Genomic DNA, 12,750 nt, shown 5'->3' with positions numbered 1-12,750 from the left:
TCCTTAACGGTTACCGTCCACAGTTCTACTTCCGTACAACTGACGTAACTGGCGCGATTCAATTAAAAGAAGGCGTTGAAATGGTTATGCCTGGTGACAACGTAGAAATGTCAGTAGAATTAATCCACCCAATCGCAATGGACCCAGGTCTACGTTTTGCGATCCGTGAAGGTGGTCGTACAGTTGGTGCTGGTGTTGTTGCGAAAGTAACTGCATAATAGAAGTACAAACGAAAACCGAGAGTTTCGATTCTCGGTTTTGTTATAGGTCAGTAGTTCAATTGGTAGAGCGTCGGTCTCCAAAACCGAATGTTGGGGGTTCGAGTCCCTCCTGGCCTGCCAAATTATTTTTGATAAAAAGCTTGATGCTGGCTAAACTGGTCATATAATAAGTCGCGAATTCAACGACGAGTACAAAAATGTCGAATGATAAATCGCGTGACGCATTAAGCGACGCGCCAATTCCTCAAAGAAACAATTCCGCTGAAGTCGTTAAATCTGGTTCACCAGTTGACGTGATTTTATGGATTATTGCATTGGCATTACTTGCTGGTGCACTTATGGTAAATCAACATCTTCCAGCATATTGGGTTCCCGCAAACAATATTTGGGTGCGTGTTGGGGTAATTTTGGCTTGTATCGTTGTGGCTTTAGGTTTATTATACGCCACCCATCAAGGCAAAGGCTTTGTTCGTTTGTTGAAAGACTCACGCATTGAACTGCGTCGAGTGATTTGGCCAACAAAGCAAGAAACAGTAACTGCATCATGGCAAGTGTTACTTGTTGTTGTAATCACCGCTATTGGTTTATGGTGTTTTGATTACATTATTAGTTGGTTGATGAAGTTTATTATCGGGTAAAAGAGCTATGAAACGTTGGTACATTATTCATGCCTATTCAGGTTATGAAAAACAAGTGATGCGTTCGCTTAATGATCGAATCCAGCGTAGCGCTGTTGCCGATAGCTTTGGTGAAGTCCTTGTTCCTACCGAAGAAGTGGTAGAGATGAAGGATGGTAAGAAACGTAAGTCAGAGCGTAAATTCTTTCCTGGCTATGTGTTAGTTGAAATGGAAATGAATGACGATACTTGGCACATTGTTAAAGAATGTCCAAAAGTACTCGGATTTATTGGTGGTACGGCAGAAAAGCCTGCTCCAATTACGCAAAAAGAAGCTGACGCGATTCTTGCACGTGTACGCAATACTGGCGAAGCACCTCGTCCTAAGACAATGTTCGAGCCAGGCGAAGAATTATTGGTTACTGATGGTCCATTCACAGACTTTAAAGGTGTGGTGGAAGAAGTTCAGTACGAAAAGTCACGCTTAACGTTGACGATTAATGTATTCAATCGACCAACTCAAGTTGAATTGGAATTTCGCCAAGTCGAAAAAACAATTTAATCTGAATTGGTTGAAAACGCCCGATTTTATTAATCGGGCATTGTTGTTGTAACGGTATCGTTACTTGTAAATATTGGGGAGCCTTAATCGGCGTTTGTACCCAGAGGTAATTGAAATGGCTAAGAAGATTGACGGCTATATCAAGCTGCAAGTTCCAGCTGGTAAAGCGAATCCATCTCCACCAATCGGTCCTGCACTAGGTCAACGTGGTGTAAACATCATGGCATTCTGTAAAGAATTCAATGCTGCTACACAAAAACTTGAAGCTGGTCTTCCGATTCCTGTAGTGATCACTGTGTACAACGACAAGTCGTTCACATTTATCATGAAAACTCCGCCTGCTGCTATTCTTCTTAAGAAAGCTGCTGGTATCCAAAAGGGTTCAGCTGTACCTAACAAAACTAAAGTTGGTAAGTTGACTCGTGCTCAATTAGAAGAGATCGCGACTACTAAAGAACCAGATTTAACTGGTGCTGACTTAGACGCGCGTGTACGTACCATTGCTGGTTCTGCACGTTCTATGGGCTTGGAAGTGGAGCTTTAAGACATGGCTAAATTAACTAAACGTCAAAAAGCGATTGCAGCTGCTGTAGAAGCAAACAAAGTTTATACTTTGGAAGAAGCTGTAGCAGTACTTTCTAGCCTTCCAGCTGCTAAATTCAAAGAATCTTTGGATGTGGCTGTAAATCTAGGTGTTGATCCTCGTAAATCTGACCAAGTTGTTCGTGGCGCGACTACACTTCCTGCAGGTACTGGTAAAACTGTACGTGTAGCTGTGTTTGCTCAAGGCGCTGCTGCTGAAGCTGCTAAAGCTGAAGGCGCGGACGTAGTTGGTTTTGATGACCTTGCTGAAAGCATTCAAGCGGGTAACCTTGACTTTGACGTAGTGATTGCTGCTCCAGATGCAATGCGCGTTGTAGGTAAGTTGGGTACAATCCTTGGTCCACGTGGCTTAATGCCAAACCCTAAAGTGGGTACTGTAACTCCTGACGTAGCGACTGCAGTTAAAAATGCAAAAGCTGGTCAAGCACGTTACCGTGTAGACAAAGCAGGTATCATCCATGCTGCGATCGGTCAAGTAGGTTTCACTGCTGAAGCTGTTCGTCAAAACGTTGAAGCTCTTGTAGCTGACCTTAAGAAAGCAAAACCTGCAACTTCTAAAGGTGTTTATATCAAGAAGATCACTTTAAGCTCAACTATGGGTCCTGGTCTTACTATTGATGTAACTAACGTTTCTAACTAAGTTTAACTTAGACAGAATTTTAAAGCCCTGAGTAAGATTTGAAGCGTTGCTTCAAATCTTACGCAAGATACCGGTTTTGGATTTCTTGCGAACTTAGGCAAACTTTGAATTGGTAAATGAGAATTTATCAGCGTCAAAGACCTCAGGCGAGGGGAGTTTTATGCTTCGCTCTTAATATTCAAGCCTGCGTAGACGCGGTGGTGTGATTTAGTTCATCCTCCGCGTGTTAACTCAGTGATGAGTTAACGAACTGGGAGTGTACTTCGCGTGAGTACATAAATCACCGTTAGGAGGTTTTACAATGGCTCTTCTTATCGAAGACAAAAAACAGATCGTAGCTGAAGTTAACGCTGTTGCTTCTACTGCTTTCACTGCTGTTGTTGCTGACTACCAAGGTTTAACTGTTGAGCAATTAACTGCTCTTCGTGTTGAAGCTCGTAAACTAGGTGTTACTACACGTATCGTGCGTAATACTTTAGCTAAACGTGCTCTTCAAGATACTCAGTTCGATATCTTGAACGACAACCTTGTTGGCCCAACAATTTTAGCTTTCTCGACTTCTGAAGACGACATGGGCGCAGCTGCTCGTTTGTTTGAAGAATTTGCTAAAACTAATAAAGCATTTGAACTTAAAGCTGCTGCATTCGATGGCAAGGTTTATCAAGGTGCTGAAGTTAGCGTAATCGCGAACCTTCCGAACCAAGAAAAAGCGCTTACTATGCTTGCAAACGTTCTTCAAGCTCCTATTTCGAAATTGGGTCGCCTTATTACTGCGCTCAAAGAGAAAAACGAGTCAGAAGCTGCTTAAGCTTAATAAATCAATTTCCACACCATTCAATATCCATTTGGAGTTATTCTCATGGCTTTAACTAACGAAGAAATCTTAAACGCAGTTGCTGAAAAAACTGTTCTTGAACTTGTTGAACTTATCTCTGCTTTTGAAGAAAAATTCAATGTATCTGCTGCTGCTGTAGCTGTAGCTGCTGCTCCAGGTGCTGGCGCTGCTGCTGCTGAAGAACAAACTGAATTCAACGTAGAGTTGACTTCTTTCGGTGCTAACAAAGTTGCTGTAATTAAAGCAGTTCGTGAAGCTACTGGTCTTGGTCTTAAAGAAGCTAAAGATTTAGTTGAAGGCGCTCCAGCTCTTCTTAAAGAAGGTGTTTCTAAAGAAGAAGCTGAAGAACTTAAGAAGAAACTTGAAGAAGCTGGTGCTCAAGTTACTGTTAAGTAATTTCGCCATGGGGCCAATATTAATTTGACCCCAAAAATTGGCTGATGGCTCTTGGGTCATCAGCCTTTTTGCGTTACAATTATCGGCTCGATTTTTGTTAACTTGATGTAAAAATCATCAATACTAACTATAATTGAATAAAATCAAACGCTTACCAATATTTTTCCATGTTTAAAAATATTGTTAAGCGTTTTAATACCACTGAACATTGCAGCATTTGAACAAAGTGGTGGTCATATCGACCTGCGTAATTCCTTCTAGACCCGTTCTGCAGGCGGGTTTAGTTTACTTTCCGAGGACTCCAGATGGCATACTCATATACCGAAAAGAAACGGATCCGTAAGAATTTTGGTAAATTGCCCCAAGTGATGGATGCTCCGTACCTGCTCGCGATTCAAGTCGACTCGTACAGAACGTTCCTTCAAGATGGCAAAACACCAAAAAACCGCGAAGATATCGGTCTCCAAGCCGCATTTCGTTCAGTTTTTCCAATTGAAAGTTATTCTGGGAATGCTGCTTTAGAATTCGTTGAGTATAGCCTTGGTAAACCAGAGTTTGACGTTCGCGAATGTATTCTTCGTGGCTCAACTTATGCGGCACCAATGCGCGTAAAAATTCGTTTGATCATTAAAGATCGCGAAACGAAATCAATTAAAGACGTACGTGAACAAGAAGTGTACATGGGTGAAATGCCACTTATGACACAGAATGGTACGTTCGTGATCAATGGTACTGAGCGTGTAATCGTATCTCAATTACATCGTTCACCTGGTGTGTTCTTTGATCATGACAAGGGTAAGACGCATTCAAGTGGTAAGGTGCTTTATTCAGCACGTATCATTCCTTACCGTGGTTCATGGTTAGACTTTGAATTTGATGCTAAAGATTTAGTATACGTACGTATTGACCGTCGTCGTAAGTTACTTGCGACTGTGATTCTTCGTGCCTTGAACTATACAAACGAACAAATTCTAGACATGTTCTATGAAAAAGTTCCTGTATATCTAGACATGGGCAGCTATCAAATTGACTTGGTTCCAGAGCGTCTGCGTGGCGAAATGGCACAATTTGATATCACAGATAATGACGGTAAGACAATCGTTGAGCAAGGTAAACGTATCAATGCGCGTCATGTTCGTCAAATGGAAGCTGCAGGCTTAACTAAACTTCCAGTACCTGATGAATATTTGTATGAGCGTATTACTGCTGAAGACATTACATTACACAATGGTGATGTGATTGCTGCAAACACGGTTCTTAGCCATGAAGTGATGGTTAAAATTGCTGAAGGTGGCGTTAAGCAATTTAACCTACTTTATACCAACGATATTGATCGCGGTTCATTCGTAGCTGATTCATTACGTGCTGATACGACTTCTGGTCGTGAAGAAGCACTTGTAGAAATTTACAAGGTAATGCGTCCAGGTGAGCCACCAACGAAAGAAGCTGCAGAAAACTTATTCAATAACTTGTTCTTCTCTTCTGAACGTTATGATTTATCACCAGTCGGTCGTATGAAGTTCAACCGTCGTTTGGGTCGTCCTTACGAAGTGGGTACAGATCAGAAGTCACGTGAAGTTGAAGGTATTCTTTCAAACGATGACATCATTGACGTATTAAAAACACTGGTTGAAATTCGTAACGGTAAAGGTGAAGTCGATGATATCGACCACCTAGGTAACCGTCGCGTACGTTCTGTTGGCGAAATGACAGAAAACCAATTCCGTGTTGGTCTAGTTCGTGTTGAACGTGCTGTGAAAGAGCGTTTATCACAAGCAGAGACAGATAACTTGTCTCCACAAGACTTGATCAATGCAAAACCAGTAGCGGCTGCAATCAAAGAATTCTTTGGTTCAAGCCAGTTATCTCAGTTCATGGATCAAAACAACCCATTGTCTGAAATTACACACAAACGTCGTGTATCAGCATTAGGTCCAGGTGGTTTAACACGTGAACGTGCGGGCTTCGAAGTACGTGACGTACATCAGACTCACTACGGTCGTGTTTGTCCAATTGAAACGCCTGAAGGTCCAAACATTGGTTTGATCAACTCATTATCTGTATATGCGAAAGCGAATAGCTTTGGTTTCTTAGAAACTCCATATCGTAAAGTTGTTGATGGTCGTGTAACGGATGAAGTTGAATATTTATCAGCAATTGAAGAAGTAGGTACTGTGATTGCACAGGCCGATTCTCAATTGGATAAAGATGGCAACTTAACAGAAGAATTCGTATCTGTTCGTCACCAAGGTGACTTCGTACGTATGCCGCCAGAAAAAGTAACGCACATGGACGTATCTGCTCAGCAGGTTGTTTCTGTGGCTGCGTCACTGATTCCATTCCTTGAACACGATGATGCGAACCGTGCATTGATGGGTTCAAACATGCAACGTCAGGCTGTTCCTACGCTGATTGCTGACAAGCCTCTTGTTGGTACAGGTATGGAAGCGAACGTGGCGCATGACTCAGGCGTGTGTGTGATCGCGAAACGTGGCGGGCGTATTGAATACGTAGATGCATCTCGTGTCGTTATTCGTGTGAATGAAGATGAAATGGTCGCGGGTGAAGCAGGTGTAGATATCTACAACTTGATTAAATACACACGTTCAAACCAAAACACATGTATTAACCAAAAAGTGCTTGTGAACCTAGGCGACAAAGTTGGTCGTGGTGATGTACTTGCTGATGGTCCATCAACTGATGGCGGTGAATTGGCACTTGGTCAAAACATGCGTGTCGCGTTCATGACTTGGAACGGTTATAACTACGAAGACTCGATCTTATTATCTGAGCGTGTTCTTCAAGAAGATCGTTTGACGTCTATTCACATTCAAGAACTCTCTTGTGTTGCGCGTGATACTAAACTTGGTTCTGAAGAAATTACTGCTGATATTCCGAACGTAGGTGAGGCTGCACTTTCTAAGCTTGATGAATCAGGTATTGTCTATATCGGTGCTGAAGTAACTGCTGGCGACATTTTAGTTGGTAAAGTAACACCTAAGGGCGAAACGCAGTTGACTCCTGAAGAAAAATTGCTTCGAGCAATCTTTGGTGAAAAAGCAGCTGATGTGAAAGACTCTTCACTTCGTGTTCCATCTGGTACGAAGGGTACAGTCATTGATGTTCAAGTGTTTACTCGTGATGGTATCGAGAAAGACGAACGTGCTCAAGCGATTGAAAAAGCTCAACTTGATGCATACCGTAAAGACTTGAAAGAAGAATACAAAATCTTCGAAGAAGCTGCACGTGAGCGCGTTGTACGTTTGTTGAATGGTCAAGAGTCTAATGGCGGCGGTACAACAAAACGTGGCGATAAGTTAACTGATGAAGTTCTTTCAAATCTAGAACTTGTTGATCTACTTGATATCCAACCAGTAGATGAAGGCATCGCGGAGCGTTTAACTCAAATTCAAGTATTCTTGAAAGAGAAGAGTCTTGAAATCGATGAGAAATTCGCTGAGAAAAAACGTAAGCTTTCTACAGGTGATGAGTTAACAACTGGCGTATTGAAAGTTGTTAAAGTTTACCTAGCAGTAAAACGTCGTATTCAGCCTGGTGATAAGATGGCTGGTCGTCATGGTAACAAAGGTGTTGTATCAAACATCTTGCCAGTTGAAGACATGCCACATGATGCGAATGGTGTTCCAGTAGATATCGTATTGAACCCACTAGGTGTACCTTCACGTATGAACGTGGGTCAGATTCTTGAAACTCACTTGGGTATGGCTGCGAAAGGTCTTGGTGACAAGATCGATCAAATGTTGAAAGAACAACGTACTGTACTTGAACTTCGTGAATTCTTAGACAAGATTTACAACAAAGTTGGTGGCGAGCAAGAAGATCTTGATAGCTTAACTGATGATGAAATCTTGGCACTTTCAGGCAACCTCCGTAAAGGTGTTCCACTTGCAACACCAGTATTTGACGGTGCCGAAGAAGGTCAAATCAAAGAGTTATTAGAACTATCTGGTCTTTCACGTACTGGTCAGACAGTACTGTATGATGGCCGTACTGGTGAACGTTTTGACCGTCCTGTGACTGTAGGTTACATGTACATGTTGAAATTGAACCACTTGGTTGATGACAAGATGCATGCGCGTTCTACAGGTTCTTACTCGCTTGTAACGCAACAGCCGCTTGGTGGTAAAGCACAATTCGGTGGTCAGCGTTTCGGTGAGATGGAGGTCTGGGCACTCGAAGCATATGGCGCAGCTTATACGCTTCAAGAAATGCTGACTGTGAAGTCGGATGACGTTGAGGGTCGTACCCGTATCTATAAGAACATTGTAGATGGTAACCATTATATGGACCCAGGTATGCCTGAATCGTTCAACGTATTGACCAAAGAGATCCGTTCTTTAGGTATCAACATTGAACTGAAAAATGGTGACTAAATCCCCCTCAATCCCCCTTTGATAAAGGGGAGACTTTCCCCTCTTTAAAAAAGAGGGGTTAGGGGAGATTACCAATTCAGTTAAAAAACAATATTTGTGACCCAGTTGTGAAGTGAAAATCTCCACAACACACGGAGAAAAAAATTGAAAGACTTGCTCGATATCATGCGCAAAAAGACGGATTCAGACGGTCATGCTCCTGTAGAGTTTGATCGCATCCGAATTGGTCTTGCGTCACCAGAAATGATTAAGTCATGGTCTCATGGTGAAGTTAAAAAGCCAGAGACAATTAACTATCGTACGTTCAAACCTGAACGTGATGGTTTATTCTGTGCCAAAATTTTTGGTCCAGTAAAAGATTACGAATGCTTGTGTGGTAAATACAAGCGTATGAAATACAAAGGCGTCATTTGTGAAAAATGTGGCGTTGAAGTAACAACTGCGAAAGTTCGTCGTGAACGTATGGGTCACATTGAGCTTGCTTCACCAGTTGCACACATTTGGTTCTTAAAATCACTGCCTAGCCGTATCGGTCTTCTTTTAGACATGACGCTACGTGATATCGAACGTGTATTGTATTTCGAATCTTACGTTGTAACAGATCCTGGTATGACTCCGTTCGAAAAATACCAACTTCTGAATGACGAAGAATACTTCACAGCATTAGAAGAGCACGGTGATGAATTCACTGCGAAAATGGGTGCTGAAGCAGTTCAAGATTTATTGAAAGACATTGATCTTGAAGCTGAGATTTCTCGTTTACGTGAAGAAATTCCGAATACAACTTCTGAAACGAAGCTTAAGAAAGCATCTAAGCGTTTGAAGTTAATGGAAGCGTTCAAAGAGTCGAATAACAAACCAGAATGGATGGTGTTGACTGTACTTCCAGTACTTCCACCAGATCTTCGTCCGCTTGTACCACTTGAAGGTGGTCGTTTCGCGACATCTGATTTGAACGATCTTTATCGTCGTGTGATTAACCGTAACAACCGTTTAAAGCGTCTTCTTGATCTAGCTGCTCCAGATATCATCGTACGTAACGAAAAACGTATGTTACAAGAGTCTGTAGATGCATTATTAGATAACGGTCGTCGTGGTCGTGCAATTACTGGTTCGAACAAACGTCCTCTTAAATCTTTGGCAGACATGATCAAAGGTAAACAAGGTCGTTTCCGTCAGAACTTACTTGGTAAGCGTGTTGACTATTCTGGTCGTTCGGTAATTACTGTAGGTCCTACTTTACGTCTTCACCAATGTGGTCTTCCTAAGAAAATGGCACTTGAGTTATTCAAGCCGTTTATTTTCGCGAAATTACAAGCGTCTGGCCAAGCAACTACCATTAAAGCTGCGAAGAAAATGGTTGAGCGTGAGACTCCAGAAGTTTGGGACGTTCTTGCATCTGTGATTCGTCAACATCCAGTGATGTTGAACCGTGCGCCAACACTTCACCGTCTAGGTCTTCAGGCATTTGAACCTGTATTGATCGAAGGTAAAGCGATCCGTCTACACCCACTCGTATGTGCTGCGTTCAACGCCGACTTCGATGGTGACCAAATGGCGGTACACGTTCCATTAACACTTGAAGCTCAATTAGAAGCTCGTGCGTTAATGATGTCAACGAACAACATCTTGTCTCCAGCAAACGGTGAACCAATCATCGTTCCATCGCAAGACGTTGTCTTAGGCTTGTATTACATCACGCGTGATGCAATCAATGCCAAAGGTGAAGGCATGGTGTTCGCGGATACTCACGAAGTAAACCGTGCGCTTGCAACAGGTCAAGTTGATTTACATGCTCGCGTTAAAGCTCGTGTACATCAAACTGTGATCAATGAAAATGGTGAGCGTGAGCAACAAACGATTATCGTTGATACAACGCCAGGCCGTTGTTTACTTTGGGAAGTTGTGCCAGAAGGTTTAAGCTTCGAGCAAATCAACGTTGAGATGACCAAAAAGAACATCTCTAAATTGATCAACTCTTGCTACCGTAAGCTTGGTTTGAAAGATACTGTTATTTTTGCTGACCAATTGATGTACCTCGGTTTCCGTCAAGCAACACGTTCAGGCGTGTCTGTTGGTATGGAAGACATGGTGATTCCACCTGCGAAGTATTCAATCATCGAGAAAGCTGAAGTTGAAGTTCGTGAAATTGAGCAACAGTTCGAACAAGGTTTCGTAACTGCCGGCGAACGTTATAACAAAGTTGTCGATATTTGGGCGCGTACAAACGACCAAGTAGCGAAAGCGATGATGGATAACTTGTCTTACACGACTGTTAAGAACAAACAGGGTGAAGACGAGAAACAAAAATCATTCAACTCGATCTACATGATGTCTGACTCAGGTGCCCGTGGTAGTGCAGCACAGATTCGTCAGCTTGCAGGTATGCGTGGTTTGATGGCAAAACCGGATGGCTCTATTATTGAGACACCAATTAAAGCGAACTTCCGTGAAGGTTTGACCGTACTTCAGTACTTCATTTCAACACACGGTGCGCGTAAAGGTTTGGCCGATACAGCATTGAAGACAGCGAACTCGGGTTACTTGACACGTCGTCTTGTAGACGTAGCGCAAGACTTAGTGATTACTGAGCCAGATTGCGGTACTTTTGACGGTCTTGTAATGACGCCATTCATTCAAGGTGGTGATGTCATCGAGAACTTAGGTACTCGTGTACTCGGTCGTGTACTGGCTGAAGATGCGAAGCGACCAGGTTCTGATGAAGTGGTGTTGCCACGTAATACATTGATCGATGAGAAACTTGCAAACTATCTAGAAGAGCAAGGTGTCGATGAAGTTAAAGTACGTTCAGTTGTAAACTGTGCATCTACTTTCGGTGTATGTGCGAAATGTTATGGTCGTGACCTTGCGCGTGGTCACTTGGTGAATCCAGGTGAATCAGTGGGTGTAATGGCTGCTCAATCAATTGGTGAGCCAGGTACACAGTTAACGATGCGTACGTTCCACGTGGGTGGTGCTGCAAGCCGAACTTCTGCAGCGAACAGTGTTCAAGTACGTAATGCAGGTTTTGTACGCTTCCATAATGTGAAGACTGTAGAGCATGCTAAAGGTCACTTAGTGTCTGTATCTCGTTCTGGTGAAATCGGTATTGCTGATGACATCGGTCGTGAACGTGAGCGCTATAAACTTCCTTACGGTGCGTCAATCTTGATTAAAGATGGTGGTGCTGTAGAAGCTGGTGGTATTGTTGCGACTTGGGATCCACATACACATCCATTGGTGACAGAAGTTGCTGGTAAAGCACGCTTCAGCCAAATCGCTGATGGTGTAACTGCAACATCGAAAACTGATGATGCAACGGGTATGACTACTGTTGAAATCTTACCTGTGACTTCACGTCCAGCTTCTGGTAAAGATTTACGTCCAGCGATTGTATTAGATACGGTTGATGGCGGTGAACAGTTCTACTTCTTACCACAAAATACAATTGTGACTGTCCGTGATGGCGAAACAATTGGTGTGGGTGACGTTATTGGTCGTGTACCACAAGAATCTTCACGTACTCGTGATATTACCGGTGGTCTTCCACGCGTAGCTGACTTATTCGAAGCGCGTAAGCCGAAAGAACATGCGATCCTTGCAGAAGTGTCTGGTATCGTAAGCTTCGGTAAAGAGACGAAAGGTAAGAACCGTTTGGTGATCACGCCAGATGATGGCTCTGAGATTTACGAAGAATTGATTCCAAAATGGCGTCAAATCAACGTATTCGAAGGTGAGCATGTGAACCGTGGTGAAACGATTTCTGATGGTCCACAAAACCCACATGACATCTTACGTCTGAAGGGCGAAGTTGCACTTACGAACTACATCGTGAATGAAGTTCAAGACGTATATCGCCTCCAAGGTGTAAAAATCAACGATAAGCACATTGAAGTCATCGTACGTCAAATGTTGCGTAAAGTTGAGATCATCGATGGTGGTGATACAAGCTTCATCAAAGGCGAGCAAGTGGATTACATCCGTGTTGTCCAAGAAAACCAAGCAGTACTTGCTCAGAACAAGTTCCCTGCGAAGTTTGAACGTCAATTGATGGGTATCACGAAAGCTTCACTTTCTACTGACTCGTTCATTTCTGCTGCATCGTTCCAGGAAACAACACGTGTGTTAACTGAAGCTGCTGTAACAGGTAAAGAAGATGATTTACGCGGTCTAAAAGAAAACGTGGTTGTTGGTCGCTTGATCCCAGCGGGTACAGGTTTGGCTTACCACTTAGAGCGTCGTCGTCAAGAAGCAGAAGCTGCTGAACACGAATTGGTTAATGACTTCTCTGAAGTTGACCAAGCGTTCTCACAAGCATTAAATGAAGATCAGTTTTAATCTAAACTGAATTAAGAAGGCACCTACGGGTGCCTTTTTTTATTGAGTTTGATAATGTGAGTTTGAGGCTAAATATCTATTTTGAAAAAAATTCTTTACAAATAGCATCATTTTAGCGGTGTCTTGTAACAGAAATTGAAAATT

The 12,750-nt window shown here is 42.7% G+C and carries 8 protein-coding genes, 1 tRNA gene and 1 pseudogene; all 10 read left to right on the top strand.

The annotated features are described in order from the left end of the window. Positions 1–218, top strand: a pseudogene (locus FTV17_RS07740) (elongation factor Tu); the annotation flags it as partial. 47 nt (positions 219–265) lie between these two features. Further along, positions 266–341: transfer RNA gene (locus FTV17_RS07735), tRNA-Trp, on the top strand. 77 nt (positions 342–418) lie between these two features. Next, positions 419–859: a preprotein translocase subunit SecE gene (gene secE, locus FTV17_RS07730; protein ID WP_035265936.1), complete on the top strand. Its 441-nt coding sequence runs from the start codon at positions 419–421 to the stop codon at positions 857–859. 7 nt (positions 860–866) lie between these two features. Next, positions 867–1,400, top strand: a complete 534-nt coding sequence (gene nusG / locus FTV17_RS07725) for a transcription termination/antitermination protein NusG (protein WP_035265938.1) — start codon at positions 867–869, stop codon at positions 1,398–1,400. Between the two features lie 115 nt (positions 1,401–1,515). Continuing rightward, positions 1,516–1,944, top strand: coding sequence for a 50S ribosomal protein L11 (rplK, locus tag FTV17_RS07720; protein ID WP_004813566.1), 429 nt, complete (start codon positions 1,516–1,518; stop codon positions 1,942–1,944). 3 nt (positions 1,945–1,947) lie between these two features. Continuing rightward, positions 1,948–2,643, top strand: coding sequence for a 50S ribosomal protein L1 (rplA, locus tag FTV17_RS07715; RefSeq protein ID WP_035265940.1), 696 nt, complete (start codon positions 1,948–1,950; stop codon positions 2,641–2,643). A gap of 301 nt (positions 2,644–2,944) precedes the next feature. Further along, positions 2,945–3,451, top strand: a complete 507-nt coding sequence (gene rplJ / locus FTV17_RS07710; RefSeq protein WP_035265941.1) for a 50S ribosomal protein L10 — start codon at positions 2,945–2,947, stop codon at positions 3,449–3,451. A 51-nt stretch (positions 3,452–3,502) separates the two neighbouring features. Next, positions 3,503–3,874, top strand: a complete 372-nt coding sequence (gene rplL, locus FTV17_RS07705) for a 50S ribosomal protein L7/L12 (protein ID WP_035265942.1) — start codon at positions 3,503–3,505, stop codon at positions 3,872–3,874. A 305-nt stretch (positions 3,875–4,179) separates the two neighbouring features. Then, positions 4,180–8,268, top strand: a complete 4,089-nt coding sequence (gene rpoB / locus FTV17_RS07700) for a DNA-directed RNA polymerase subunit beta (RefSeq protein WP_092766627.1) — start codon at positions 4,180–4,182, stop codon at positions 8,266–8,268. 144 nt (positions 8,269–8,412) lie between these two features. Continuing rightward, positions 8,413–12,606: a DNA-directed RNA polymerase subunit beta' gene (gene rpoC / locus FTV17_RS07695; RefSeq protein WP_179998820.1), complete on the top strand. Its 4,194-nt coding sequence runs from the start codon at positions 8,413–8,415 to the stop codon at positions 12,604–12,606. The last annotated feature ends 144 nt before the right edge of the window (positions 12,607–12,750 follow it).

The sequence above is a fragment of the Acinetobacter sp. YH12239 genome (assembly GCF_013417635.1).
Lineage (GTDB): Bacteria > Pseudomonadota > Gammaproteobacteria > Pseudomonadales > Moraxellaceae > Acinetobacter.
Note: the sequence above shows the minus strand (reverse complement) of the source record. Positions and strands in the feature narration are given on the sequence as shown.

Excerpts from the sequence above, each read along its gene's own strand:
- secE (WP_035265936.1), top strand. The coding sequence starts at position 419 with ATGTCGAATGATAAATCGCGTGACGCATTAAGCGACGCGCCAATTCCT.
- nusG (WP_035265938.1), top strand. The coding sequence starts at position 867 with ATGAAACGTTGGTACATTATTCATGCCTATTCAGGTTATGAAAAACAA.
- rplK (WP_004813566.1), top strand. The coding sequence starts at position 1,516 with ATGGCTAAGAAGATTGACGGCTATATCAAGCTGCAAGTTCCAGCTGGT.
- rplA (WP_035265940.1), top strand. The coding sequence starts at position 1,948 with ATGGCTAAATTAACTAAACGTCAAAAAGCGATTGCAGCTGCTGTAGAA.
- rplJ (WP_035265941.1), top strand. The coding sequence starts at position 2,945 with ATGGCTCTTCTTATCGAAGACAAAAAACAGATCGTAGCTGAAGTTAAC.
- rplL (WP_035265942.1), top strand. The coding sequence starts at position 3,503 with ATGGCTTTAACTAACGAAGAAATCTTAAACGCAGTTGCTGAAAAAACT.
- rpoB (WP_092766627.1), top strand. The coding sequence starts at position 4,180 with ATGGCATACTCATATACCGAAAAGAAACGGATCCGTAAGAATTTTGGT.